Source organism: Pseudomonas oryzicola, assembly GCF_014269185.2.
GTDB lineage: Bacteria > Pseudomonadota > Gammaproteobacteria > Pseudomonadales > Pseudomonadaceae > Aquipseudomonas > Aquipseudomonas oryzicola.
Genome location: NZ_JABWRZ020000001.1, coordinates 1,003,312 through 1,027,402, shown reverse-complemented (window position 1 = coordinate 1,027,402; position 24,091 = coordinate 1,003,312). Strand labels below are relative to the sequence as shown.

General features: G+C 62.8%; 25 protein-coding genes and 1 pseudogene. 13 read left to right on the top strand and 13 right to left on the bottom strand.

Annotated features, from left to right (window positions below; genetic code table 11):
* Positions 1–180 precede the first annotated feature (180 nt).
* Positions 181–1,197 (top strand): annotated as a pseudogene (locus HU760_RS24655) (methyl-accepting chemotaxis protein); the annotation flags it as partial.
* A gap of 39 nt (positions 1,198–1,236) precedes the next feature.
* The gene (locus tag HU760_RS24650) at positions 1,237–2,100 is read left to right on the top strand and encodes a methyl-accepting chemotaxis protein (protein ID WP_437179852.1); all 864 of its coding nucleotides are present in this window, start codon (positions 1,237–1,239) and stop codon (positions 2,098–2,100) included.
* A gap of 136 nt (positions 2,101–2,236) precedes the next feature.
* Here HU760_RS24650 and ggt read toward each other — a convergent pair whose 3' ends face one another.
* The 3 genes from ggt to mdaB all read right to left on the bottom strand — a co-directional run bounded on the left by ggt (position 2,237) and on the right by mdaB (position 5,627).
* Entirely contained in the window at positions 2,237–3,904 is a 1,668-nt protein-coding gene (ggt, locus tag HU760_RS04615) for a gamma-glutamyltransferase (RefSeq protein ID WP_186675283.1), read from the bottom strand.
* A 117-nt stretch (positions 3,905–4,021) separates the two neighbouring features.
* Complete coding sequence (locus tag HU760_RS04610) at positions 4,022–4,918, bottom strand: LysR family transcriptional regulator (protein WP_170032648.1); 897 nt, start codon at positions 4,916–4,918, stop codon at positions 4,022–4,024.
* Positions 4,919–5,036: 118 nt separating this feature from the next.
* A complete protein-coding gene (mdaB, locus tag HU760_RS04605; RefSeq protein WP_186675285.1) occupies positions 5,037–5,627 on the bottom strand; it encodes an NADPH:quinone oxidoreductase MdaB in 591 nt (196 codons plus the stop codon).
* A 154-nt stretch (positions 5,628–5,781) separates the two neighbouring features.
* On the opposite strand from mdaB, the gene HU760_RS04600 reads away from it, so the two are divergent.
* On the top strand, positions 5,782–6,096 hold the full coding sequence (locus HU760_RS04600) for a putative quinol monooxygenase (protein ID WP_186675287.1): 315 nt from the start codon (positions 5,782–5,784) through the stop codon (positions 6,094–6,096).
* Here HU760_RS04600 and HU760_RS04595 read toward each other — a convergent pair.
* Entirely contained in the window at positions 6,086–6,850 is a 765-nt protein-coding gene (locus tag HU760_RS04595; protein WP_186675289.1) for a sulfite exporter TauE/SafE family protein, read from the bottom strand. The genes HU760_RS04600 and HU760_RS04595 overlap by 11 nt on opposite strands.
* Before the next feature lie 77 nt (positions 6,851–6,927).
* Here HU760_RS04595 and HU760_RS04590 point away from each other — a divergent pair, with 77 nt between their 5' ends.
* On the top strand, positions 6,928–7,821 hold the full coding sequence (locus HU760_RS04590; RefSeq protein WP_186675291.1) for a LysR family transcriptional regulator: 894 nt from the start codon (positions 6,928–6,930) through the stop codon (positions 7,819–7,821).
* A 28-nt stretch (positions 7,822–7,849) separates the two neighbouring features.
* Here HU760_RS04590 and HU760_RS04585 read toward each other — a convergent pair whose 3' ends face one another.
* From HU760_RS04585 to HU760_RS04575, 3 genes are all read right to left on the bottom strand, one after another.
* A complete protein-coding gene (locus HU760_RS04585; RefSeq protein ID WP_186675293.1) occupies positions 7,850–8,251 on the bottom strand; it encodes a hypothetical protein in 402 nt (133 codons plus the stop codon).
* A gap of 138 nt (positions 8,252–8,389) precedes the next feature.
* Positions 8,390–8,791 (bottom strand): hypothetical protein, encoded by a 402-nt coding sequence (locus tag HU760_RS04580; protein ID WP_186675295.1) that lies wholly within the window; start codon positions 8,789–8,791, stop codon positions 8,390–8,392.
* Positions 8,778–10,184, bottom strand: coding sequence for a PAAR domain-containing protein (locus tag HU760_RS04575; RefSeq protein ID WP_186675297.1), 1,407 nt, complete (start codon positions 10,182–10,184; stop codon positions 8,778–8,780). The genes HU760_RS04580 and HU760_RS04575 overlap by 14 nt, the downstream gene beginning before the upstream one ends.
* A 194-nt stretch (positions 10,185–10,378) precedes the next feature.
* Here HU760_RS04575 and HU760_RS04570 point away from each other — a divergent pair, with 194 nt between their 5' ends.
* From HU760_RS04570 to HU760_RS04545, 6 genes are read left to right on the top strand one after another with little or no spacing between them, the layout of a single operon-like run.
* Complete coding sequence (locus HU760_RS04570; protein WP_186675350.1) at positions 10,379–10,984, top strand: CDP-alcohol phosphatidyltransferase family protein; 606 nt, start codon at positions 10,379–10,381, stop codon at positions 10,982–10,984.
* Positions 10,985–11,014: 30 nt separating this feature from the next.
* Positions 11,015–12,769: a bifunctional alpha/beta hydrolase/class I SAM-dependent methyltransferase gene (locus HU760_RS04565; RefSeq protein WP_186675299.1), complete on the top strand. Its 1,755-nt coding sequence runs from the start codon at positions 11,015–11,017 to the stop codon at positions 12,767–12,769.
* Positions 12,770–14,101 (top strand): phosphatase PAP2/dual specificity phosphatase family protein, encoded by a 1,332-nt coding sequence (locus HU760_RS04560; protein ID WP_186675301.1) that lies wholly within the window; start codon positions 12,770–12,772, stop codon positions 14,099–14,101. It abuts the gene before it with no gap.
* Positions 14,098–14,529: a hypothetical protein gene (locus tag HU760_RS04555; protein WP_186675303.1), complete on the top strand. Its 432-nt coding sequence runs from the start codon at positions 14,098–14,100 to the stop codon at positions 14,527–14,529. Before HU760_RS04560 ends, HU760_RS04555 begins: the two co-directional genes overlap by 4 nt.
* 10 nt (positions 14,530–14,539) lie before the next feature.
* Complete coding sequence (locus tag HU760_RS04550; RefSeq protein WP_186675305.1) at positions 14,540–15,163, top strand: lysophospholipid acyltransferase family protein; 624 nt, start codon at positions 14,540–14,542, stop codon at positions 15,161–15,163.
* A gap of 1 nt (position 15,164) precedes the next feature.
* The gene (locus tag HU760_RS04545) at positions 15,165–16,097 is read left to right on the top strand and encodes a phosphatidate cytidylyltransferase (RefSeq protein WP_186675306.1); all 933 of its coding nucleotides are present in this window, start codon (positions 15,165–15,167) and stop codon (positions 16,095–16,097) included.
* A gap of 137 nt (positions 16,098–16,234) precedes the next feature.
* Here HU760_RS04545 and HU760_RS04540 read toward each other — a convergent pair whose 3' ends face one another.
* A complete protein-coding gene (locus HU760_RS04540) occupies positions 16,235–16,510 on the bottom strand; it encodes a metal/formaldehyde-sensitive transcriptional repressor (protein WP_186675308.1) in 276 nt (91 codons plus the stop codon).
* Positions 16,511–16,579: 69 nt separating this feature from the next.
* On the opposite strand from HU760_RS04540, the gene dmeF reads away from it, so the two are divergent.
* Positions 16,580–17,521 (top strand): CDF family Co(II)/Ni(II) efflux transporter DmeF, encoded by a 942-nt coding sequence (gene dmeF, locus HU760_RS04535; protein ID WP_186675315.1) that lies wholly within the window; start codon positions 16,580–16,582, stop codon positions 17,519–17,521.
* A 96-nt stretch (positions 17,522–17,617) separates the two neighbouring features.
* Positions 17,618–17,962 (top strand): cupin domain-containing protein, encoded by a 345-nt coding sequence (locus tag HU760_RS04530; protein ID WP_003258412.1) that lies wholly within the window; start codon positions 17,618–17,620, stop codon positions 17,960–17,962.
* Between the two features lie 125 nt (positions 17,963–18,087).
* On the opposite strand, the gene mmsB is transcribed toward HU760_RS04530, so the two are convergent.
* Both mmsB and HU760_RS04520 read right to left on the bottom strand, forming a co-directional pair.
* Complete coding sequence (mmsB, locus tag HU760_RS04525) at positions 18,088–18,975, bottom strand: 3-hydroxyisobutyrate dehydrogenase (protein ID WP_186675316.1); 888 nt, start codon at positions 18,973–18,975, stop codon at positions 18,088–18,090.
* Between the two features lie 23 nt (positions 18,976–18,998).
* Positions 18,999–20,525, bottom strand: coding sequence for a CoA-acylating methylmalonate-semialdehyde dehydrogenase (locus HU760_RS04520; protein ID WP_186675317.1), 1,527 nt, complete (start codon positions 20,523–20,525; stop codon positions 18,999–19,001).
* A gap of 132 nt (positions 20,526–20,657) precedes the next feature.
* Between HU760_RS04520 and HU760_RS04515 the strand changes: the two genes are divergently transcribed.
* Positions 20,658–21,608, top strand: coding sequence for a LysR family transcriptional regulator (locus tag HU760_RS04515; protein WP_186675318.1), 951 nt, complete (start codon positions 20,658–20,660; stop codon positions 21,606–21,608).
* 81 nt (positions 21,609–21,689) lie between these two features.
* Here the strand turns inward: HU760_RS04515 and yfiB are convergent, their stop codons facing one another.
* Genes yfiB through yfiR form a run of 3 tightly spaced genes read right to left on the bottom strand, consistent with a single transcriptional unit; the run spans position 21,690 to position 24,005 of the window.
* A complete protein-coding gene (gene yfiB / locus HU760_RS04510; RefSeq protein ID WP_186675320.1) occupies positions 21,690–22,181 on the bottom strand; it encodes an outer membrane lipoprotein YfiB in 492 nt (163 codons plus the stop codon).
* A gap of 4 nt (positions 22,182–22,185) precedes the next feature.
* Positions 22,186–23,442, bottom strand: a complete 1,257-nt coding sequence (gene dgcN, locus HU760_RS04505) for a diguanylate cyclase DgcN/YfiN (RefSeq protein ID WP_186675328.1) — start codon at positions 23,440–23,442, stop codon at positions 22,186–22,188.
* Entirely contained in the window at positions 23,439–24,005 is a 567-nt protein-coding gene (gene yfiR, locus HU760_RS04500; protein WP_186675330.1) for a regulatory sequestration protein YfiR, read from the bottom strand. The genes dgcN and yfiR overlap by 4 nt, the downstream gene beginning before the upstream one ends.
* Positions 24,006–24,091 lie beyond the last annotated feature (86 nt).

Here is a 24,091-nt window from a genome sequence, read left to right as displayed (position 1 = left end):
GGCTTTAGCCGCGAACGGCCGCAAAGCCGCCTTCAGTTATCTTGTTACAATTTTGCTGAAAAAGCGTTTCAGCTCATCCCATCCCGGCCGATAACCCCTGCACGAATCAGCAGGCATCCAGAACAAAAACGCCTGGCGATCGAAGACAAATCGAGCGAAAACAACTTCTGGAGAGCGTGCATGAACAGCTGGTTCGCCAACATCAGCGTCAACCTCAAACTGGGCCTGGGCTTCGGTCTGGTACTGATTCTCACCGGCCTGCTGGCCCTGACTGGCTGGACCAGCCTGGGCAGCCTGATCGACCGTAGCAACTGGATGGGAGATATCGGCCAGCTGAACAAGGACCTGACCGACCTGCGCATTGCCCGCCTGCAGTACATGATCGCCAACGGTGACGATGCCGCCGCCGCCAACACCCAGGCCAAACTGAACGCCTTCAGCAAGCAGCAGACGTACCTGGCCAGCACGTTCAAGAGTCCCGAGAACGTCAAGTTGCTGAGTGAGCTGGGCGAAACCATCAGCGCCTACAAGGTATCGCTGAACAAGATGCGCCAGGGCTACGACGCTACCCGCACCGCGCGCACGGCCATGGAAGACTCGGCCAGCAAGGCCGACCAGGCCATGGACGCTCTCAGTCAGGAAGTCACCGCCCGCGCCGAAGCCGACAGCGTGCGCCTGGCCCAGTACCAACTGATCAGCAAGGCTCGTCAGCAACTGCTGCAGGTACTCATCGACGTCCGCGGCTACATCGCCGACAACAGCGCTGCCAATGAACAGGCCGCCCTGCGCCAGCTGGATGCCGCCCTGGCCGGCATCGACAGCCTCAAGCGCCAGCTGCCCGGCGAAGACTCGCGCCTGCAACAGTTCGAAGGCTCGGTGCTGGCCTACCGTGACGCTGTGCGCCAGTTCCGCGACGCAGTCGCCAACATCACCACTGCACGCGCCGAAATGACCGTGCAGGGTGCCGACATCGTCAAGCGCAGCGACGCGCTGTACCAGATCCAGCTGGAACGCCGCGACATTGAGAGCAGCCAGGCCCGCAGCCTGCAGGCTATCGCCACCCTGCTGGCGTTGCTGGTCGGCGTGCTGGCGGCCGTGCTGATTACCCGGCAGATCACCCGCCCACTGCGTGACACCCTGATGGCGGTGGAAAAGATTGCCAGCGGCGACCTCACCCAGCAGCTGCACGTTACCCGCCGCGACGAACTGGGCGTGCTGCAGCAGGGCATCGCGCGCATGGGCAGCACCCTGCGCGAACTGATCAGCGGCATCCGCGATGGCGTCACCCAGATCGCCAGCGCCGCCGAGGAGCTGTCGGCGGTGACCGAACAGACCAGCGCCGGGGCCAACAGCCAGAAGGTCGAGACTGACCAGGTGGCCACCGCCATGCATGAAATGGCGGCCACCGTTCAGGAAGTGGCGCGCAACGCCGAACAGGCATCGCATGCCGCCACCGGTGCCGATGACGAGGCCCGTGCCGGCGACCGCGTGGTGGGTGAGGCGATTGGTCAGATCGAGCGCCTGGCCGAAGACATGCACCGCTCTACCGAGGCCATGAACCTGCTGCAGCAGGAAAGCCAGAAGATCGGCAGCGTGATGGACGTGATCAAGTCGGTGGCGGAACAGACCAACCTGCTGGCGCTGAACGCTGCGATCGAAGCGGCGCGTGCCGGCGAGGCCGGGCGTGGCTTTGCCGTGGTCGCCGATGAAGTGCGCGGGCTGGCCCAGCGCACGCAGAAATCCACCGAAGAGATCGAGGAACTGATCGCCAGCCTGCAGCACGGTACCCAGCAAGTGGCCGCGGCCATGCACGGTAGCCGTACCCTGACCGAAAGCAGCGTCGAGCTGGCGCGCAAGGCCGGGACCTCGCTGGAAAGCATCACCAGCACGGTGTCGAGCATCCAGTCGATGAACCAGCAGATTGCCGCGGCAGCGGAGCAGCAAAGTGCGGTGGCGGAGGAGATCAGCCGCAGCATCCTGAATGTGCGCGATGTGTCGGAACAGACGGCGGCGGCCAGTGACGAGACGGCAGCGTCCAGCGTGGAGCTGGCGCGCCTTGGCGGGCAGTTGCAGACATTGGTCAGCCAGTTCCGCGTCTGACCCTGGAATCTGGGGCCGCTTTGCGGCCCATCGCGACACAAGGCCGCTGCCACATTGATCGGCGTACGCAGGTCTTTGTGGGAGCGGCCTTGTGTCGCGATAGGAGGGCAAAGCCCTCCCAGCATTCTGGCAGGTATTACTTGACGATCATCCCTACCCCACGCCCACGCGGATCCGAAGCGGTCTCCAGCTTCGTCCCATCAACCCGGATCGCCTGGATATCCCCCATTTCCCAGCCCTGATCCTCCAGCACATAGCCCATCTTCTTCAGCTCATCAGCTACCGGCCCAGTCAACGGCGCGTAGCTGTCAAAGTAAATGGTGTCCTTGGGCAGCAATTGATGGTGCACACGCTGCGCTGCCACCGCCTTGTCCAGCGGCATGCCGTAGTCATACAGATTGTTCATGACCTGGAAGATCGAGGTGAAAATGCGCGAGCCGCCTGGTGTACCGATGACCAACTCGACCTTGCCATCGCGGGTCATCAGGCTGGGGCTCATCGACGACAGCATGCGCTTGCCCGGTGCGATGGCATTGGCATCCCCGCCAACCACGCCGAACGCATTGGCCGCCCCCGGCTTGGCGCTGAAGTCATCCATCTCGTCGTTCAGCAGGAAGCCCGCACCTTTCACCACCACGCCACTGCCGTAATCAAGGTTCAGGGTGTAGGTATTGCTGACCGCGTTGCCCTGCTTGTCGACGATGGAGAAATGCGTGGTCTGATGCGGCTCCAGGCCCGGCCTGACCTTGTCGGTCGCGGAAATGGCCTTCGGGTTGACCTGTGCGGCACGCTTGGCCAGGTAGTCCTTGGCCACCAGCTGCGCCACCGGAACCTGGGTGAAGGCTGGGTCGCCGAGGTAGTCGGCACGGTCGGCGAACACCCGCTTTTCGATCTCGGCCAGCAGGTGGATGTACTGCGCCGAATTGTGCGCCACACCCTTGAAGTCCGCCGCGCGATCCTCCTTGATGCCCAGCAACTGGGCCAGGGCAACGCCGCCGGAACTTGGCGGAGGCGCGGTATAGACCACATTGCCACGCCAGCTCACAGCCATCGGCTCACGCCATATGGCCTTGTAGTCCTGCAGGTCCTGCTTGGTGATCAGGCCCTTGTCGGCCTGCATCTGCGCCACCAGCAGGTCGGCAGTCTTGCCCTGGTAGAACTCGCTCACGCCCTTGTCGGCGATGCGCTCCAGGGTCTGCGCCATCTCTGGCTGCCTGAACAGCTGACCGACTTTCATGTTGCCGAAATAATCGTTGAAGTTGGTCGCGGTCTTGAACATGCCCTGGGCATCGTTGCGGTACTGGTACTGCTTTTCAGCCACCTTGAAACCGTTTTTCGCATAACCGATGGCCGGGGTCAGCAGTTCGCTCCAGGGCAGCTTGCCGAACTTCTGGTGCGCCTCCCACAAGCCCATTACCGTGCCGGGCACACCTGCAGCGCGCGCCCCGACCAGGCTCAGGTGCTCGATCACCTCACCCTTGTCGTCCAGGTACATGTTGCGCGTGGCGGCCTTGGGGGCGACCTCACGGTAATCGAGGAAATAGGGTTTGCCGTCGACGAACAGGGTCATGAACCCGCCGCCGCCGATGTTGCCCGCCTCGGGGTAAGTCACCGCCAGGGTGAACGCAGTGGCCACTGCCGCATCCACCGCGTTGCCGCCTTTCTTGAGGATATCGGCGGCCACCTGTGCACCATATTGATCGGGCGCGGCCACTGCACCGCCCTCCAGGGTGGCGGCATGAACCGAGGAACAGCTCAGGATCGCGGCGGCGAGAGCCAGGTACTGGAACGGAACCATACGCATGACACTTCCTTGGTGTTGTTTTTGTTGAGCAGTGAGTAAGGCCGAAGCGTTTCCACTGCGCAATCAATCGCTGGAAGTTTCGCCGCCTGTGGACAGAATGTGTCGCGTTCAGGCAACTCAGCAGGCGTACATCGCCAGCTTGCGCTGGATGAAATCGAGAAAGCACTGGATGCGCAGCGCCAGCTGAGTATTGCGGTAGTACACCGCATGGATCGGCTGGCGATAGCCGTTGTTGGCTTCGCTGAGCAACACTTGCAGGCGCCCGCTGCGGATGTCTTCGTGGGTCATGAAGTGCGACAGGCTGACGATGCCCTCGCCCGCCAGGGCCAGCTGGCGCAAGGTCTCGCCGCTGGAAGCGATCAGCGCCGGGCGGATGCTCCAGCGGTCGCCCTGGGCATGGCGCAGTGGCCAGTGGTTGAGCGACTCGGGCTGGCTGAAGCCGAGCAGGCAATGGTTGGCCAGGTCCTCGACCCGCTGCGGCGTACCATGCTGTTCGAGGTACGCCGGGCTGGCCAGCACCTGCACCGGGCTGCACCCCAGGCTGCGCGCGTGCAGGCTGGAGTCGGCCAGTTCGCCGATGCGAATGGCCACATCGGTGCTCTGCTCCAGCAGGTCGATGATCAGGTCGTCGGTGTTGAGTTCCAGTTCGATGCCAGGGTACTGGCGGCGGAACTCGCCGATCCAGGGCAGGATGGCATGCAGCATGAACGGCGCAGCGGCGTTGATGCGCAGACGCCCGGTAGGGGTCTGGCGGTTCATCGACAGGCGCTCTTCCATCTCGTCCATCTGTTCCAGGATCAGGCGCGAGCGTTCGAGAAAAAAGCGGCCCTCTTCGGTCAGGTCCATGCGCCGGGTGGTGCGGTTGACCAAAGTGGTGCCCAGCTTGCCTTCCAGGCGTGACAGGGTGCGGCTGACGGCGGACGGGGTCTGGCCCATCTGCTCGGCAGCAGCGGAAATCGAGCCGCAGTCGATGACGGTGACGAATACCTGGAGTTCTTCAGATCGGGTTTTCACATCGGAGCCTGTGGTTGGTCTCTGCAGGGACTAGATAGCCGCTTGTCGAGGCCAAGTCCAGCGCTGCCTGTACCGCCCTCTTCGCAGGCTGGCCCGCGAAGCGGCGGCACAGCGAAACTCACTGTGCCTTGCCGAATACCTTGTCCAGGTGCTCCGCATAGGCCGCCAGCGCAGCTGGCACATCCGGGCGCTTCATCACATCCACCGCCAGGAAGGTCGGCAAGCCAGTCATGCCAAGGAACTGGTTGGCCTTGTGGAAGGGGAAGTACACCGCATCCACACCCTTGCCCTCGAAGAAATCGCTGGGGTCGTCGAATGCCTGCTGCGGCGCATTCCAGGTCAACGACAGCATGTACTGCTTGCCGTGTACCAGGCCACCGCTGCCATATTTCTGCGAGTGGTCCGAACGGGTACGACCATCGTTGGCATAGAGGCTGCCATGGCCTGCGGTGAACACCTCGTCGATGTATTTCTTCACGGTCCATGGCGCGCCCATCCACCAGCCTGGCATCTGGTAGATCACTACATCGGCCCAGAGGAATTTCTCCACTTCTTCCTGAATGTCATAACCGCCATCGATGAAGGTCTGGCGCACATCGAAACCGGCGCGATCCAGGTGAGCCATGGCCGCTTCGTGCAGGGTGGTGTTGAGACGGCCATCGGAGTGAGCGAACTGTTTACCGCCGTTGAGCAGAAGGATCTTTTTCATGTGAGCCTCGCGAAAAATTCAGGTCGCCAGGTTAGGGGCTCGCGGGCGGGGGATACAGTGGCTCGGGGGCAAAATACAATTGACCACAAGTCACGAATGGCTGGCGCATTATTGCCGTAGAATCGCCTTACCTTCCGTCAACGAGTAGCGACCCATGACCGAGCAGTACGCCTTCATCCTCAAAGCCAAGACCCGTCCGGAAATGGCCGAAGCCTTCGAAACCCTGTTCCGCGCCTACGTCGAGCCAAGCCGTCAGGAACCTGGCTGCATCGAGTACCACATGCTGCGCGACAAGCAGGACCCGAGCCTGTTCGTGTTCTTCGAGGTATGGGCCGACAAGGCCGCGCTGGATGTGCACTCGGCCCTGCCGCACATGACCGCATTCTTCGAAAAGCGCATGGACTACCTGGAGCGCGATTTCGACATCCAGATGATCGACATGCTCAGCGCCTCGTCCGCTAACCGCTGATAAGCAAATGGCCGCCAAGTGCGGCCAGGCCGATGAAGAAGCAGCGTTTGAACAACAGTGCGCTGATGCGCTGGCGCAGCCATTGCCCGGCCAGCATGCCGAGCAAGGCCGGCGCCAGCATCAGCAGGGAGGCCCCCAGTGCCTGGCCACCCAGGGCATCCTGCCCGGCCAGGCCAACGGCCAGGGCCAGGGTCGATACCGTGAACGACAGGCCCAGGGCCTGGACCATCTGCTCACGGTTCAAGGCCAGGCTCTGCAGGTAGGGTACCGCCGGTATCACGAATACCCCCGTCGCTGCGCTGACCACGCCGGTCACCAGGCCGCAGGCCGGCCCCAGCCAACGCTCGCGCCTCGGCGCCAGGCACAGGCCCGCCCCGACCAACCCGTACAGCGCATAGGCCAGCAGGGCCGCGCCCAGTGCATGTTTGGCCCACGGGCCGCTGTTGATCCCCAACCAGGCGCTGCCCAGCAAGGTACCGATGAAGAGCATTGCCAGCATCGGCCCCAGACGTACCAGCAACGCCCGCAGATGCCCGCCACTCGCCAGCTGCCAAAGGTTGGTGAAGGTCGAAGGCACGATCAGCAACGCGGCAGCCTGCGCCGGAGGCATAGCCAGGCCCAACAGGCCCATGGCGATGGTCGGCAAGCCGAGGCCAATCACCCCTTTCACCGTACCGGCCAGCAGAAAGGTCATTACCACCAGCGATGCGAGGGCTGGGCCAAGGTCTTGATAGAAAGCGAGCAAGGTATTCATCAGCCGATGATGGCGCGCGCCGGCCGGGCTGAAAATCTGTCATATACTCAGGCAGACTCTTGCCAGGACAGAGCCAGATGCATTTCGACCTGATCGACCTGAGGCTGTTCCAGCACACCCTGGAGTGCGGCAACATCACCGCCGGCGCCAGCCGCAGCCACCTGTCGCTGCCAGCAGCCAGTGCGCGCATTCGCGCCATGGAAGCTTCGTTGGGCATCCCCCTGCTGGAACGCAATCGCCGTGGCGTGCAGCCGACGCCGGCCGGCCAGGCCCTGCTGCAGCATGCCCGGCTGATAGCGCAGCAGGTCGAACGCCTGCAGTTCGACCTGGGCCAGTACGCGCAAGGGCAGCAAGGCCAGGTGCGCCTGCTGTGCAACACCGCGGCGCTCACCGAATACCTGCCGGAACTGCTGGCCAGCTACCTGGCTGAAAACCCCGGAATCAGCGTCGACGTGCAGGAACTGCCGAGCCTGCGCATCGTGCAAGCGATTACCCAGGGCATGGCCGACCTCGGCATCGTTTCGACCGCAGCCCCATGCGAGCACCTGCAAACCCGCCCCTTTCGCGACGACCCGCTGGTGCTAGTGACGCCGCCCGGCCACCCGCTGGCCAGTGCGCTCGCGCCCAGCTTCAGCGATAGCCTGGCGCACGGCTATGTCGGCCTCGGCGCCAGCAGTGCATTGGCGTTGTACCTTGAAGAGCAAGCCCTGCGCGAGGGGCGACGGATGCAGGTACGCGTGCGGGCCGAAGGGTTTGATGGGGTGATTCGCATGGTCGCCGGCGGTGCCGGCGTGGGGGTGGTGCCACTGGCAGCGGTGCGACGCTGGCAGGGTATGTTGCCCTTGCACTGGGTGGCGCTGGCGGAACCATGGGCCAACCGCCGATTGCTGGTGTGCACGCGGGATTTTGCGGCATTGCCGGGGTATGCGGCGGGTTTGGTAGCTGCGGTGCAGGGTGACAAACGCCTTTAGTCACCCGCAACCTCGCTGCGGGTTGAGTCTATTGGGCTTTGGAAAGCTCGATTATCGCAACCGTTACAGCAATCCCACTACATCCAATGATTGACAGCCACACCGAAATTTTAAGCTTCCGCTTAAGCGTTGAAGGAAATGCCTTCAACTCTTCAACATCGAGCTTGCCGAAACGCAAAGCCAGGCAAGGCAATGTGACAAGACCGCCAATACTGCAGACCAGCATCCATCGCCACTTCAGGCTAGATGTCCCCCAACAAATTTTTAACTGCTCAATGTAGGGATTACTTGTGATCGCGGAGCAAACAACGTGAAAATTCGGTGTTAGCGTGATGTGAAGGCTAATCGAGGCCCCTAGCAAAGCAATAGCAAATGGGACGATTAGAAATGACAATTTAAGAATCACAGACCAGGTTTCAAAACCTATCATTGGAAACCTCACTTATAAACTCCCGACAGCCCCACTAAAACTTCTCCCGCCCCTGCAAAGTTACCTATTATCACAACAACACGACTACAGGAGCCGATGACAACGCTGTCCATTGCAGTCTCGGCCAGTTCCTTACCATTATCGCGCCTCCGAAAGCAGAATAAGGACATATGCAACTACTATCCAAACACAACCGAGCAGTGTCAACCACGCTGCAACGGCCAACTTAATTTTTAGTCTCGAAGGAAAGCGCTTCAACTCATCAGGGTCTAGCATACCTCGCCGCAATGCGAATTTAGGAAAAGTTACCAAGCCGGCAAGCATACAAATGAACATCCAGCGCCCCTTGAAACTTTTCTCGCGCCGAACTTGCTTCATGGATTCAATAAAAGGGTTACTCCGGATGCCCGACCGTGCGACATCGTAATCTTTTCCTAATACAAGAAAGGCAAGTATCAACGGCCCTGGCAATCCAATGATAAATGCACCCATTACCAATATCAGTCTAGCCATAATCGGCCAATCATTAAGGTCGATCATTTGTAGCCTCATAGGCAAGTTCGCCAGCCGACTCGCCGATCTTTGCGCCTACCAGGCTGCCAATTGCGCCTCCAGCTCCGACCAGCGCGATACCACATACAGGCGTGCCGATGCCTAAAGTACCGATAGCGAATCCCGCGCATAGCGTACCCGCCGCCAAGCCAGCACCGGTAGCAACAGCACTTCCCAGACCAACGCCACCAGCAAAACTTGCTGTTTCTGTCATTCGAATCTTTTTACAAGCCTCAGTCTCCCCTGCTCGACACACTTCCTGCACCTTTAAATAAGAAGATATCCCACCCAGCCCAATTGCAGCATACCCGCCATATGCAAGGTACTTACTGAGCCGCGCCACCTTGTCCAGATGCGTCGCGTACCCCGGAATCTGCCCCGGCCCGCCCGCCTTCGACCAATGATGCACAAGGCTTCTGGTCGAAATATTCAAGCTCTTCTTCAGCCGTTCGTAATTGCCCAAATCCAGTTGCTTGTTAAGAAACGCCACTTTCAACTGGCCATCCAGCTGCTGCAGTAACTGTCGCCGTTCAGCGAAAAAGCTCGGGCTGTTCAGATGGCCGTGGCGCATGAACTCCCGCTGGTGCAGTTGTTCGATACTGGTCAAGGTACTGCTGACCTGCTTCAGCCCCTGTTCCAGCATGTCCTTGCCCACGCCCATGGACTGGCTGGCATTACTGAGCAAGCCGGCGATTTCGGCCTGGTGTTCCATCATGAAGTCCGCTTCGGCGAAATCGAGCACTGCCAGCGCACGGCGTGCATGCTCGGCCGCCGCCATCAGCTGGCCTTCCTGGCGGGTGCAGGCATCACCGTTGTCAGGGTCACCGATGACAAAGATTTCCCCTGCCTTGAAACCGTGTTCAAACGTCGGATTGAGCCGCTGCAGGCGGGAGATGGGCAAGGTGGCGTCGTGCTCGGCCAATTGCAGCAGCACCTGCGCAAATGACATGCGCCGTGGCACTACGTAGAACCCGGGCTCCAGCGTACCGGGCAACGCCCCCACTACCGGTTGGGAGAAGTGTTCGGGGTACAAGACGTTTGACGGCTCGGCAAAGTGGGTATTGGCCCGGCCCGCAACAGGCTGCGTAGACGGCGGTGCCTCATGCAACGGTGCGACAACCCGATTACTGCCCGGCGGGCAGCCACAGAGCACCAGCGCACCGTCCACGGCCACCCGCTGGCCGCCGGAAATAAAGTGGTCCACGCCTTCGGCGACAGTGCCCGCCTGCCCACAGAGCGGGCATGGCGTGGTGCGGTCACCTTCGCGAAGCACCATTCGACCCTCGGCGAGATAGCCGGCGTTCGTCGCAATACAGACAGCACCCGTAGTGGTGACATCACCATCGACTGCCTGCCCTCTTCCCTCCAGACTGACGCGCATCCTGAAGCTCCTTGCCCAGATAATCAGGACTGAAAACCTAACACCCAGGGGAAAGCTTTAGATGCCGCAAGCCCTAAATCAGAAGCTTCCCACATTTACATCAGACCAAAACCGGACTATCAGGCGTCCGGCTTTACCCGCAACGCAGACTCACCCAAAATAGCGCCCCAATGCCCAACGAAAAGGACTTCACGGTGGCCTCGATCTACCAGCTCAAACCGCGCTTCCAGGCCCTGCTGCGGCCGTCGGTGCAACGCCTTCATGAGCGCGGTGTCACCGCCAACCAGGTCACGCTCGCAGCTGCCCTGGTGTCAGTGCTGCTGGGCCTGCTGCTGGCCACCCGGCACCATGCCGCCTGGTTGTTCATCCTCCTACCGGTATGGATGCTGCTGCGCATGGCCCTGAACGCCATCGACGGCATGCTCGCCCGGGAATTCGGCCAGCAATCCACCCTCGGCGCCTACCTCAATGAACTCTGCGACGTGATCGCCGACGCCGCCCTGTACCTGCCTTTCGCCCTGCTGCCGGGGGTATCGCCAGTCCTGGTCGTGCTCGTGGTGCTCAGCGCCACCTTCAGCGAGTACGCTGGGGTCATGGGCCCGCTGGCTGGTGCCTCGCGGCGCTACGACGGGCCCATGGGCAAGAGCGACCGGGCCTTTGCCTTCGGCGTACTGGGCACGGGCGTGGCCTTCGGTCTGTTGGGCGGAGCCTGGATCAACGGCTTGTTGCTGGTCATCCTCGCACTCTCGCTCTATACCCTCTACAACCGGGTTCGCCAGGGGCTGGCCGAAACCCGTTGAGCCTACTGCCGTCGTAAAAGGATGTTGACCATGCGCCAAGCGCAAGCACTGCACTTCACTACCCATGACGGCGTCGAGCTGCATTACCGTCACTGGCCCGCCACCCGTAACGAACACCAGCCCCGCCGGGCCGTGGTGATGTTCCACCGCGGCCATGAACATGGCGGGCGCATGGCCCACCTGGCCGATGAGCTGGACATGCCAGGCTACGACTTCTTCGCCTGGGATGCCCGTGGCCACGGCCAGTCGCCGGGGGCACGCGGCGACAGCCCGGGGTTCGCCACCAGCGTGCGCGATGTGCAGACCTTCATCGAGCATATCCAGGCCTGCCACGGTATCGCCGAGCAGGACCTGGTGGTGCTGGCACAGAGTGTCGGTGCCGTGCTCATCGCCACCTGGGCCCACGACTATGCGCCCAAGGTGCGCTGCCTGGTGCTGGCCTCGCCGGCGTTCAAGGTCAAGCTGTATGTACCGTTCGCCCGCACCGGCCTGAAACTGCTCAAGGCCTTGCGCGGCAACTTCTTCGTCAACAGCTACGTCAAGCCACGCCTGCTCACCCACGACCCCGAACGGGTTATGTCGTACGTGGCCGACCCGCTGATCAGCCGGCCGATTTCGGTGACCATGTTGCTAGGCCTCTACGAAGCCGCCGACCGCGTGGTGGCGGACGCCCAGGCCATCCAGGTGCCGACCCAGCTGCTGGTGTCCGGTGCCGACTTCGTGGTCGAGCGCCAGCCGCAGCAACGCTTCTTCGAGCGCCTGGGCAGTGCACGCAAGGAAATGCACATCCTGCCGGGGTTCTTCCACGACACCCTGGGCGAACGTGACCGGGCCCATGCCCTGCGGCGCATCGAGCGGTTTGTCGAGCACTGCTTCGCCAGCCCTGCGGCGCTGCCGTCGCTGCTCGATGCCGACAAGGTCGGCGCCAGTTGCGCCGAAGCCGAAAGCCTGGCCGCGCCGTTGCCGCACAACTCACCGCGAGACCTCTACTGGCGCGCCACCCGTGCCGGGCTGCGCCTGGGCAAGGGGCTTTCGGAAGGCGTGAAGCTAGGGTTCGACACTGGTTTCGACTCGGGCAGCACCCTTGACTATGTGTACCGTGACCAGCCAACCGGCAAGGGCAAGCTGGGCCGCCTGGTCGACCGCAACTATCTCGATGCCATCGGCTGGCGTGGCATTCGCCAACGCAAGCTGCACGTCGAGGAGTTGCTGCGCCTGGCCATCGCCCGCCTGCGCGAACAGCAGCGGCCGGTACACATCGTCGATATCGCGGCCGGCCATGGCCGCTACATCCTCGAGGCCCTGCAGGAGCTGGAGCAATTGCCGGATTCGATCCTGCTGCGCGACTACAGCGAGCTGAACGTGCAGCAAGGCAGCGCGCTGATCGCAGAAAAAGGCCTGGCTGACATCGCCCGCTTCGTCCAGGGCGACGCCTTCGACCGCCAGAGCCTGGCCACGCTGCAACAACCACCAACCTTGGCCGTGGTTTCCGGCCTCTACGAACTGTTCGCCAGCAACCAGCTGGTGGGCAACTCGCTGGCCGGCCTGGCCGACACGGTGGAGGATGGCGGCTACCTGGTCTACACCGGCCAACCGTGGCACCCGCAACTGGAGATGATCGCCCGCGCGCTCACCAGCCACCGCGGCGGCGAGGCCTGGGTTATGCGTCGGCGAAGCCAGGCCGAGATGGACCAGCTGGTGGAGGCAGCAGGCTTCCGCAAGCTGGCCCAGCGCATCGATGAGTGGGGCATTTTCAGTGTCAGCCTGGCACAACGGGTACGCTGAATGAAGCCATCGCGCGAGCCCGGGCTGATCCGCCGGGGCGTATCCTGGCTGTTGCTGCTGGGGCCATTGTTTTTCCTCAGCTATGGGTTGGCCAACAGCCACACAGTCGGGCGCGATGATGTCGGCAGCCTGGTGTTCGGCTGGGAAAGCCATATGCCATTGTGGCCATGGACAATCGTCCCGTACTGGTCGATCGACCTGCTCTACGGGCTGTCCTTCCTGCTGCCGCGCACGCGCCAGGAAATGGACCGCCATGCCCTGGCCCTGCTGAGCGCACAGGTGATCAGCGTCAGTTGCTTCCTGCTCTGGCCGCTGCGCTTCACCTTCGAGCGGCCGGAACTGGGTGGCGTGTACGGCTGGATGTTCGATGTGCTGATGGGGTTCGACAAGCCGTTCAACCAGGCGCCGTCGCTGCATATCGCCCTGCTGGTAATCATCTGGACGATGTTTGCCCGGCATATGCAGCGCCAGCCCTGGCGTTGGCTGATGCATGGCTGGATGGCGCTGATTGGAGTGTCGGTGCTGACCACCTGGCAGCACCATTTCATCGACGTACCGACGGGCGCATTGGCGGGGTTCGTGTGTGTCTGGTTGTGGCCACACCAGGGCCGGCTGCCCTGGCAGCAGGCCCGCCTTGCGCAGGATGCCAAGCGTTGGCGATTGGCGTTGAGTTATGCCGCGGGCGCGCTGTTGTGCGCAGTGCTTGCCATGGGTTTGGGTGGTACCTGGCTGTGGCTGGCCTGGCCGGCCGTGTCATTGGCTTTGGTGGCGTTGAACTACGGCCTGTTCGGCGCTGGCGGGTTTCAGAAAGGTGCCGATGGGCGCTTGTCGAATGCCGCCTGCTGGCTGCTGGCGCCTTACCTGCTGGGGGCATGGGCCAATTCGCGGCTGTGGACCTGGCGGCATCCACAGGCGGATGAAGTGTGTGACGGCGTCTATCTGGGGCGGATTCCACGGCGAGCAACACGGTTCGCCAGGATTGTCGATCTGTGCGCGGAGCTGCCGTGTAATGTCCAGAACAGCGCTCCTGCACAGGCTGCTTCAACTGTTGCCTATGAGTGTTTCCCTGCGCTGGACCTGATAGCCCCGGACAGCACACTGTTGCATCAAGCCGCCGACGCCATCGAGCGCTTGCGCAGCAGTGGCCCGGTGCTGGTCTGCTGTGCCCTGGGTTACTCGCGCAGCGCTAGCGCCGTGGCCGCCTGGCTGGTGCTCAGCGGCCGCTGCAGCGATGTCCGGCAAGCCGAAGCGATGATCGGCAAAGCTCGCCCGGGGGTAGTCTTGCATCGCGCACACCGCCAGGCCCTGCAACGACTGGGAGCACAACCATGAGCCTGCTGGTGGTGGCCAGCCTGCTGGGCCGTGGCAAACAGCTGGAGCGCCTGTCCGACGGCCTCACCTTGCTGGCGCTCGCCTACGGCCTGGCGCCATTGTTGAATGCACCGTTGCAGCCACTGGCCAGCCTGCTGTGCATCGTGCTGGTTGTACTAGGCGTACTTCACAAGTACTGGGCCATCCGCGTGGCGGTAGATGCCGACCTGTTTGCCCACCTGGTCAAGAGCCCCGACCTGTCGGCAGACACCCAGGCCCTGGACCGCGCCTTGTTCGAACTGAAACTCAAACCACAAGCCGCCGATTCCCGCGCCTGGCCTGCCCGCAGCCAGGCTGCACTGGCCCTGCTGCGCCGCCAGGCCGTATGCCTGGGCCTGCAGTTGTCGCTGGCCTTGGCTACCCTGCTGACACTGCTTTTGAAGGGATAACGACAACCCCATGCTCGCCAGCCTGACTGCCTACCTCATTACCTCCGCCGCCCGTCTGATCACAGGCGCTCGCGCCCTGTGGCTGGGCTGCACACCGCTGCCGGTACAGCGCCTGTATTTCGCCAACCACAGCAGCCACGGCGATTTCGTGTTGCTGTGGGCATCGCTGCCAGCACCGCTACGCAAGCGTACCCGCCCGGTGGCCGGCGCCGACTACTGGGCCAGACCAGGTATTCGCGACTTCCTCATCCGCAAGGTGTTCAATGGCGTGCTGATCAACCGGCAACGCAGCGAAGGCCAGGGCAGCCCGCTGCAGCCGATTCTCGAAGCCGTGGCCCAGGGCGACTCGCTGATCTTCTTCCCGGAGGGCACGCGCAACCTTGGCGATGAGCCGCTGATGCCGTTCAGGAGTGGGCTGTACCATTTGGCTGCGGCCAACCCCGACGTCGAGCTGGTACCGGTATGGATCGCCAACCTCAACCGGGTGATGCCCAAGGGCCGCGCCTTGCCTCTGCCGTTGCTGTGCACGCTGAGCTTTGGCGAACCGCTGCACCTGGAGGCTGATGAAAGCAAGCAGGCCTTCCTCGAACGGGCCAGCAAGGCCCTGCTGAACCTGGCCCCCAAGGATGCCTGAGATGGACCACAACACCCTTTCGCTGTTCGCCGGCATCGGCGCCCTGCTGCTGCTCGCCAGCGTGACCGGCCGCCTGCTCAAATGGCGCGCCGGCCCCGCGCCGCACGCGGTGATCGACAACCTCAACGCCCGCATCAACGCCTGGTGGGTGATGGTGCTGGTGATCGGCATCGCCTTCCTGTTCGGCAAGTATGGCGTGATCGTGCTGTTCTACGGCGTGTCGTTCTATGCCCTGCGTGAGTTCATGACCCTCACCCCGACCCGGCGCAGCGACTACCCGGCGCTGGTGGCGGCGTTCTACGTGGCGCTGCCGGTGCAGTACGTATTGATCGCCATGGACTGGTACGGGCTGTTCAGTATCTTCATCCCGGTGTACCTGTTCCTGTTGTTGCCGATCCTGGCCAGCTTCGGTGGCGACACCACCCGCTTCCTCGAACGTGCCTCGAAGGTCCAGTGGGGGCTGATGATCGCAGTCTACTGCGTGTCGTCGGTGCCGGCACTGATGACCCTCGACATCCCCGGCTACGAGGGCCGCAATCTGCTGCTGATCGCCTGGCTGATCCTGGTGGTGCAGATCAGCGACGTGCTGCAGTACGTATGCGGCAAGCTGTTCGGCAAGCACAAGGTGGCGCCCAACCTGTCGCCGTCCAAGACCGTGGAAGGCCTGGCCGGTGGCGTGGCGCTGGCCACCCTGACCGGCGCCCTGCTGTGCTGGATCACCCCGTTCACTTTCTGGCAGGCCGCGCTGATGGCGCTGGCGGTGAACGCCATGGGCTTCTTCGGCGGGCTGGTGATGTCGGCGATCAAGCGCGACCGCGGGGTGAAAGACTGGGGCCACATGATCGAAGGCCACGGTGGCATGCTCGACCGCATGGACTCGGTGTGCTTTGCCGCGCCGGTATTCTTCCACTTTGTGCGGTATTGGTGGGCGTAATCATACCCCCGAGGGGTATACGCAATCTTGTAGGAGCGGATTTATCCGCGATGCAGGCGACACGGTGGATGGCACCGGCTGTGCCGGTGATCGCGGCTGAAGCCGCTCCTGCAAAGGGTCGCGCCACGCCGGCGTAATCACTTCAGGTACGAACGCAGCAGCGCCGCCACCTTGTCCGCCTCGTCCTGCCGCTGCTCGGCATTCAGCCCGTCCGCCACCAGGTGTTCGCGGATATGCCCTTCCATCACTTCGGCCATCAGCCCATTCACCGCGCCGCGCACGGCGGCGATCTGCTGCAGGATCGCCAGGCAATCCTTGTCCTGCTCCAGCGCCGTCTCCAGGGCGGCGGCCTGGCCCTTGATCTTGCGCACCCGGGTCAGCAGTTGCTTCTTGCTCTTCAGGGTATGTGCCATTGGGTTTCACACCATGCTAGGTATACTGGGGTATAGTATTTTTTCGACATTCCGGAAGCATGATAAACCATGGCGACACAAACCTCAGACCGCTGGCAGCACAGCCATCAGTTCCATACCAGTAACCTGGGCGCCGAGCGCAAGACCCGCCTGGCAGTGTGGCTGACCGCCGTGATGATGGTGGCGGAGATTGCCGGCGGCTGGTTCTTCAATTCCATGGCGCTGCTGGCCGACGGCTGGCACATGAGTTCCCATGCGCTGGCCCTGGGCCTGTCGCTGCTGGCCTACGCCGCTGCCCGGCGCTATGCCGGCGATCAGCGCTTTGCCTTTGGCACCTGGAAAATCGAGATTCTCGGCGGCTACTCCAGTGCCCTGTTGCTGCTCGGGGTGGCGGGGCTGATGGCGTTCCAGTCGGTGGAGCGCCTGCTGGCACCGGGGCCGATCCACTATGACCAGGCGATCTTCATCGCCGCCGTAGGCCTGGCGGTCAACCTGATCTGCGCCTGGTTGCTGCGGGACGATCACCATCATCATCATGATCATCACCATGGCCACGATCATCAGCACGACCACGGTCATCATCACCACGACCTGAACCTGCGCTCGGCCTACCTGCATGTGATCACCGACGCCGCCACCTCGGTGCTGGCCATCGTCGCCCTGCTGGCTGGCAAGTTCTGGGGCGCCGGCTGGCTCGACCCGGTCATGGGCCTGGTGGGTGCGCTGCTGGTGGCGCTGTGGGCCCGAGGGCTGCTGCGCGACACCAGTCGGGTACTGCTGGACGCAGAGATGGACGCACCTGTAGTGGCGGAAGTACGTGAAGTGGTGGCACAACTGCCGGTGCCGGCCAGCATCACCGACCTGCACGTTTGGCGTGTCGGCAAGGACCAGTACGCCTGCATCCTTGGCCTGGCCGCTACTTGCGAACTCAGCGCCGACAGCGTGCGCCAGGCCTTGGGCGTGCATGAGGAACTGGCGCATGTCACCGTCGAGGTCAATCGCCTGGCATAGCGCGGCCAGACAGCTGGACGTCGAGCCCAGGCAACTGCAACTCGGCCAATGGCCCTATGGTGATGGGTCATTCAGCCAGTCACCAGGAGTTGTGCCATGTCCGATTTCATCACCGTCCTGCGCGAAACCTGCCCGACACCGGTCGTGGACGCCACCAAGTGGAAGCGCATCGGCGGCGATCCGCACACCGTCAACCTCAATGCCTACCTGTCGGCCGACGGCAGCAAGATCATGGGCACCTGGATCTGCACCCCGGGCAAGTTCGAGGTCAACTACGAGAAGTGGGAGTTCTGCCACTTCCTCGATGGCTACTGCATCATCACCCCGGAAGGCGAAGAGCCGAAGCACCTCAAGGCAGGGGACGTGTTCGTGATCGAACCGGGGATGAAAGGTACCTGGGAAGTGGTCGAAACTGTGCGCAAGTATTTCGTCTTCGCCTGATTTGTAAACGTTGCCGGCGCTAGGGCCGGGACAGGCAAAAAAAATCGCGGATCAGGCGCCCTTCCCTCTGGTGCGCAGTTACAGAGGGAAGGCCACCTGGCCCGCGATGAAGTCCACCTCGCTGGTCAATCTTTCTTGCGGTAACTCTCGACGATGGCCGAGAAATCCTTGCCCCCTTCACCGCGCAGGCTCATGGCCTGGTACAGCTGCTGGGCCACGGCCCCGAGGATCACTGGTTGGTGCACCTGGCGCGCCGCTTCGGTGGCCAGCCCCAGGTCCTTGAGCATCAGCTCGGCGCCAAAACCACCGGTATAGCCCCGCGATGCCGGCGCGGTTTCGATGATGCCGGGCCATGGGTTGTAAGTGTCCGAGCTCCAGCAACGCCCGGTCGAACTGTTGATGATGCCGGCCAGCACCTTGGTGTCGATGCCCAGAGCATTGCCAAGGGCCATGGCTTCGGACACACCGACCATCGAGATGCCCAGCAGCAGGTTGTTGCAGATCTTGGCGATCTGCCCGGTGCCGACTTCACCACAATGCACGATGTTGCGGCCCATCTGGTCCAGTACCGGCTTGAGGGTGGCGAACAGCTCGGCGCTGGCACCGACCATGAAGGTCAGGGTACCTGCCGCCGCACCACCGGTGCCGCCGGAAACCGGCGCATCACCCATGTCCACACCCTTGGCTGCGGCCGCCTTGGATACATCGCGCGCGGTCTGCGGGTCGATGGTGCTGCAGTCCACGGTTGGCGTGCCAGGACGAATACCGGCCAGCACGCCGTCTTCGTTCAGGTAGACGCTGCGTACATGGGCAGCGGCCGGCAGCATGGTGATCACCAGCTCGCTATTGGCCGCCGCGTCCTTGGGCGAAGGGCTGATCTGCCCGCCCAGTTCGGCGAGCTCGGCCAGCACGGCCTTGTTCAGGTCGAACAGGTTCAGTTGGTGCCCGGCCTTGATCAGGTTGCGGGCCATGGGTGCGCCCATGTTGCCGAGGCCGATGAATGCGATACGCATGACTCTCTCCTTAACGCAGGGGCTTAGCGCAGGCTGATAGTGGTATTCACACCGTCGTTGACGCTGTCGTCATCGAACCAGCGGGCGGTGACGGTCTTGGTCTGAGTGTAGAACTGCACCACTTGCTTGCCGTACGGGCCGAGGTCGCCGAGCTTGGAGCCACGGGAGCCGGTGAAGCTGAAGAACGGCACCGGTACCGGGATCGGAATGTTGATACCGACCTGGCCAATGTCGATTTCGCTCTGGAACTTGCGCGCTGCCGCGCCGCTCTGGGTGAACAGGCCGGTGCCGTTGCCGAACGGGTTGGCGTTGACCAGGGCGATGGCCTCGTCAAGCGTGTCGACCTCCAGGGTCACCAGTACCGGGCCGAAGATTTCCTGGGTATAGATCTGCATGTCGGTCTTCACCCCCGAGAACAGGGTCGGGCCGACGAAGTTGCCTTGCTCATAACCCGGCACCTTGACGTCACGGCCGTCGAGTTCCAGCTTGGCACCTTCCTTGATGCCGCTTTCGATCAGGCCCAGCACACGCTCCTTGGCGCGTTTGGAAACCACCGGGCCGACATCGGTGCCTGGCTCGCAACCGGCATTGACCTTGAGCTTGCTGGCCGCCGCCTTGATGTCCGGCAACCATTCGCGTGCCTTGCCTACCAGTACCGCCACCGAGGTGGCCATGCAGCGCTGGCCCGCCGCGCCGAAGGCGGCACCGACCAGGGCGTTGATGGTTTGGGTACGGTTGGCATCGGGCAGCACCACCGCGTGGTTCTTGGCGCCCATCATCGACTGCACACGCTTGCCATGCTGGCTGCCCAGGTTGTACACGTGGGTGCCCACTTCGGTGGAGCCGACGAAGGAAATCGCCTTGATGTCCGGGTGGGTGCAGATGGCATCCACCACTTGCTTGCCGCCGTGCACCACGTTGAGCACGCCAGCCGGCACGCCGGCTTCCAGCGCCAGCTCGACCAGCAGCATGGTCGACAGCGGGTCCTGCTCGGACGGCTTGAGCACAAAGGTGTTGCCGCAGACGATGGCCATCGGGAACATCCACAGCGGGATCATGGCCGGGAAGTTGAACGGGGTGATACCGGCGCATACACCGATGGGCTGGCGCAGGGTATAGGTATCGACGCCACCGGCGACGTTTTCGGCGAATTCGCCCATCTGCAGGGTACCGATCGAGGCAGCATGCTCGACCACCTCCAGGCCGCGGAAGATATCGCCTTCGGCATCGGCCAGGGTCTTGCCTTGTTCGGCACTGAGCACCTGGGCGATACGCTTGGTGTGTTCGCGGATCAGCGCCTGCAGCTTGAGCATGATGCGCATGCGTGCGCCAATCGGGGTATCGCGCCAGGTCTTGAAGGCACGCTGGGCAGCGGCCACGGCTGCGTCCACTTCCTCGGCGGTGGCGAACGGCACGCGCGCCAGCACTTCCTGGGTGGCCGGGTTGACGATATCGCGCCATTCAGAGGTCTTGGACTCGACCCACTGGCCGTCGATCAGCAGCTTGACCTGCTCGATTTTGGTCTGGTTAGGGGATTGCGGTGCGTTCATCTGCGTTCTCCTTGGAATTATTGTCGGGACGAGATCGCCAGCGCCGAGCAAACGCAAGGTGGCGTCCTGAGGCTTGTTTCGAGTATAGATGTGCAAACATCCAACAAGAACGCACAAAAAAACCGGATCATCATGCAAAAAGACCTCACATCCTTGAGCGCGCTCAACTGGGACGACCTGAAGTTCTTCCTCGAAGTGGCCCGCACCCGCAAGGCCAGCAGCGCCGCCAAGCGCCTGAGCGTTGACTACACCACGGTGTCGCGGCGCATCAGTTCGCTGGAGGGGGCGCTGGGCACCCTGCTGTTCGAAAAGTCGCGGACCAACGGCTTTGTCCTCACCGCCGAGGGCCAGCGTCTGCTGGGCTATGCCGAGTCGATCGAGAGCACGCTGCACATGGCCTGCGAACAGGTCTCCGGGTCGGGCGTGGCGTTGTCCGGGCATGTGCGCATGGGCTGCACCGAAGGTTTCGGCAGCTTCTTCGTCACCCCGCAACTCAGCCACTTCGTCGATGCCTACCCGGCTATCTCGGTGGACATACTGCCGCTGCCACACTTCATCAGCCTGTCCAAGCGCGAGGCGGACATCGTCATTGCCCTGGAGCGACCGGAACATGGGCCCTATGTGTGCTGCAAGCTGTGCGACTACCGCCTGCGGCTGTACGCCACCCGGGAATACCTCGATAACCACGCCCCCATCCGCCAGATCGCGGACCTGGCCAGGCACCCTTTCATCAGTTACGTGGACGACCTGGCCTTCAGTTCGGAGCTGCTGTACCTGGCCAACCTGATCCCCAGCGCCAGCGCGCATTTGCGCAGTACCAGCGTGATTGCCCAGTACACGGCGGCGCTGCAAGGGCGAGGGCTGGCGATATTGCCCTGTTTCCTGGCCGCGCAGGATCCACGGCTGGTGACGGTATTGCCGGAAGAAATCGAGGTGACACGGCAATTCTGGATGTACTGCCGGGAGGATTTGCGCAAGTTGAAGCGGATTACCTTGCTGTGGGATTACATCCGAGGGGTGACCGAGGCGAATGCGCCGTTGTTGATGGGCGAGACGCGGGAAATGCGCTTTGCTCAGCAATGATCATGCTTGGGCCCAGCATGGATGATGTGGGAGCGGGCTTGCCCGCTCTCACAAGCAAGTTTGTAACCGATAGGGCTGGAATCAGTAGGAAGCCACCACAATGGATACCCGCCGGTTCTCGGTGCGCCCGGCGCTGGTGCGGTTGTCCGCCACCGGCTGGGTGCTGCCCAGACCACGGCTGTGGATATTCTGCGCCGGCATACCTACCGCGACCAACGCCTTGGCCACGCTTTGCGCACGCCGCTCGGACAGCTGTTGGTTGTACGCCGCCTTGCCCGACGCGTCGGCATGCCCGTCCACCCGCACGCCCTGGATGCCAACGCCAAGCAATGCCTTGCCGATACGTTCGACAATCGCCTGGCTCTGGCTGTTGAGGCTGTCCAGGTCGCTGCCGAACAGCACTTTGCCGGACAAGTCATAGGCCCAACCTTCGTCGGTAGGGGTAAAGCCTTCGCGCTTGAGCACGGCGACCTGTTCGGCGCTCAGGCCTTTGGGCGGCGCGCTCTGGCAACCAGCCAAGGCCAGCATGGCCAGCAACAAGGCCCAAACGGGAAAACGCAACGCCTGCTTCACGGGGTCAACTCCTGTTCTTGATTTCCATCTGCGCTACCTGCCAGTGCCCACGGCGATTGCGCTTGGCCTGGTACATCGCCGCGTCAGCAGCATTCAGAAGACTGGCAGGATCGGTGCCGTCATCCGGGTAATAGGCGATACCGACACTCAACGAGGTGGCGATACTGCGGCCACTGTCCAGTTGCACCGGCAGCTTCATGCTGGCAACGATCTTCTCGGCAACGCGCTCGGCATCCTGACGCGAATGCAAAGGCGTCAGCAGCACGGCGAACTCGTCACCGCCCAGACGCGCCACCAGGTCGTGCTCACGCAGCTGGGCGCGCACACGGTCGGCCACGCTGATCAGCACTTCGTCGCCCACGGCATGGCCAAGGGTATCGTTGATCTGCTTGAAGTGGTCACTGTCGAGAAACAGCAGCGCCAGGTGGTCTTGCTGTCGCTCGGCATTGCGCAGGCTACGGGTCAGGCGCCCCTCGAAAAAGGCTCGGTTGGGCAGGCCGGTCAAACTGTCATGGCTGGCCTGGTGGGCCAGCGTCTGGTTTTCGTTCTGCAGGTGGCTGTGCCATACCTCCAGTTCGTCCAGCAGCGCATTGAAGTCGTTACCCAGTTCATTGAGCTCGGCAATCGGTGCTTCCGGCACGCGCCGATCGAAGCTGCGCTCCCGGCGGGCGGCATGGGCAACACTGGCCAGACCGCGCAGCGGGCGAACGATATCACCGAGCAAACGCCGCGACAGGTGTTGTGCAGCCAAGGCGCTGAGCAGCGTACAGACCAGGATGCCGGCCAGCCCACTGAGCAGGAACAGCAGCAGGCTACGCCCCTGGCCGACCAGTTCGATGCGCCCGACCTGCCGTTGCTGGTGGGTAATCGCCAGGTTGACCGGTTCATCGAGCAAGGCGCTGGCAACCTGCCCTTCCAACCGCGCAAGCAGGCCAGTATCACTGCGCTGCCAATGCGCCAGCTGCTGGCCTTCGTTGTCGAACACCCTGGCTTCGGCCACTTCCTCGGCACTGGCGATCAACGCCAGCGATTCATTGGCCGCAGCACTGTCATCGAACACGACGGCCGCTTCCACGGTGTAACTGATCGAGCGGGCGATCAGATGCAGGTTGTGGTTGGCGTAAACGCGCAGGGCGAGCACGCCCAGCAGGGTCAGGGAAATGCCGGCCAGGCCTACGGCGAGCAAGGCGACGCTCAGGTGGCCACGGCCGAGCGCCGAGCGCAGGGTTGGTCGCGCACCGCGCTTGTCGGCCCCCTTCATGGCTGCACCGCGCGGCGCTGCGACAACTGCAGCACGCTGGGGTGAATGCGCACGCCGGAACGTGCCACCGAGTCGAGGTTGACCTCGAAGGCGACTTGTCGGTCGCTGACCCGCAGGCAGAACAGGCTGCCGACCGTGCATGGGTCGTCCGCTTCGCTGATGCTCAGTACCGGGTGGCCACCGATGCGCTCGAACAGCCGGTCACGCTGGCCCTGGTCGAGCTTGCCGATATAGATGGCATCGCAGGCCTGCGCAACCTGGCTATCGGTCGCTAGCAGGCGCCGCACCTGCAGCGGCTGGCCGGATTCCTGGGCATGGCCTTTGATCAGGTCATCGGCGTATTCGGTCGGGCCAACCAGGCATAGGCGCAAAGGTGAGGGTTCGACGGGCCAGCGGGCATAGCTGAAGATACCCAACACTACTTGGGTAACGGCTTTGGCGCGTTGCTGCGCCTGGGCGACGGTTGCGGCGGTGTCCGCCCGGGCAGTACCTGCTGCAAGGAACAGGGCGGCCAGCAATAGCGAAAGCACACAGCTTGTCACTCGCCTTGCGGCCAGCTTCATGCGGGAAGTCTCTCAAGATCCTATCGGATAACGGCGCAACGATAGCATATGGCCGCCTACCTATAAGAGGGAGCAGCCGTATGCAT

Excerpts from the sequence above, each read along its gene's own strand:
- HU760_RS24650 (WP_437179852.1), top strand. The coding sequence starts at position 1,237 with ATGGGCAGCACCCTGCGCGAACTGATCAGCGGCATCCGCGATGGCGTC.
- ggt (WP_186675283.1), bottom strand. The coding sequence starts at position 3,904 with ATGCGTATGGTTCCGTTCCAGTACCTGGCTCTCGCCGCCGCGATCCTG.
- mdaB (WP_186675285.1), bottom strand. The coding sequence starts at position 5,627 with ATGAAAAAGATCCTTCTGCTCAACGGCGGTAAACAGTTCGCTCACTCC.
- HU760_RS04600 (WP_186675287.1), top strand. The coding sequence starts at position 5,782 with ATGACCGAGCAGTACGCCTTCATCCTCAAAGCCAAGACCCGTCCGGAA.
- HU760_RS04595 (WP_186675289.1), bottom strand. The coding sequence starts at position 6,850 with ATGAATACCTTGCTCGCTTTCTATCAAGACCTTGGCCCAGCCCTCGCA.
- HU760_RS04590 (WP_186675291.1), top strand. The coding sequence starts at position 6,928 with ATGCATTTCGACCTGATCGACCTGAGGCTGTTCCAGCACACCCTGGAG.
- HU760_RS04585 (WP_186675293.1), bottom strand. The coding sequence starts at position 8,251 with ATGATAGGTTTTGAAACCTGGTCTGTGATTCTTAAATTGTCATTTCTA.
- HU760_RS04580 (WP_186675295.1), bottom strand. The coding sequence starts at position 8,791 with ATGATCGACCTTAATGATTGGCCGATTATGGCTAGACTGATATTGGTA.
- HU760_RS04575 (WP_186675297.1), bottom strand. The coding sequence starts at position 10,184 with ATGCGCGTCAGTCTGGAGGGAAGAGGGCAGGCAGTCGATGGTGATGTC.
- HU760_RS04565 (WP_186675299.1), top strand. The coding sequence starts at position 11,015 with ATGCGCCAAGCGCAAGCACTGCACTTCACTACCCATGACGGCGTCGAG.
- HU760_RS04560 (WP_186675301.1), top strand. The coding sequence starts at position 12,770 with ATGAAGCCATCGCGCGAGCCCGGGCTGATCCGCCGGGGCGTATCCTGG.
- HU760_RS04555 (WP_186675303.1), top strand. The coding sequence starts at position 14,098 with ATGAGCCTGCTGGTGGTGGCCAGCCTGCTGGGCCGTGGCAAACAGCTG.
- HU760_RS04550 (WP_186675305.1), top strand. The coding sequence starts at position 14,540 with ATGCTCGCCAGCCTGACTGCCTACCTCATTACCTCCGCCGCCCGTCTG.
- HU760_RS04545 (WP_186675306.1), top strand. The coding sequence starts at position 15,165 with ATGGACCACAACACCCTTTCGCTGTTCGCCGGCATCGGCGCCCTGCTG.
- HU760_RS04540 (WP_186675308.1), bottom strand. The coding sequence starts at position 16,510 with ATGGCACATACCCTGAAGAGCAAGAAGCAACTGCTGACCCGGGTGCGC.
- dmeF (WP_186675315.1), top strand. The coding sequence starts at position 16,580 with ATGGCGACACAAACCTCAGACCGCTGGCAGCACAGCCATCAGTTCCAT.
- HU760_RS04530 (WP_003258412.1), top strand. The coding sequence starts at position 17,618 with ATGTCCGATTTCATCACCGTCCTGCGCGAAACCTGCCCGACACCGGTC.
- mmsB (WP_186675316.1), bottom strand. The coding sequence starts at position 18,975 with ATGCGTATCGCATTCATCGGCCTCGGCAACATGGGCGCACCCATGGCC.
- HU760_RS04520 (WP_186675317.1), bottom strand. The coding sequence starts at position 20,525 with ATGAACGCACCGCAATCCCCTAACCAGACCAAAATCGAGCAGGTCAAG.
- HU760_RS04515 (WP_186675318.1), top strand. The coding sequence starts at position 20,658 with ATGCAAAAAGACCTCACATCCTTGAGCGCGCTCAACTGGGACGACCTG.
- dgcN (WP_186675328.1), bottom strand. The coding sequence starts at position 23,442 with ATGAAGGGGGCCGACAAGCGCGGTGCGCGACCAACCCTGCGCTCGGCG.
- yfiR (WP_186675330.1), bottom strand. The coding sequence starts at position 24,005 with ATGAAGCTGGCCGCAAGGCGAGTGACAAGCTGTGTGCTTTCGCTATTG.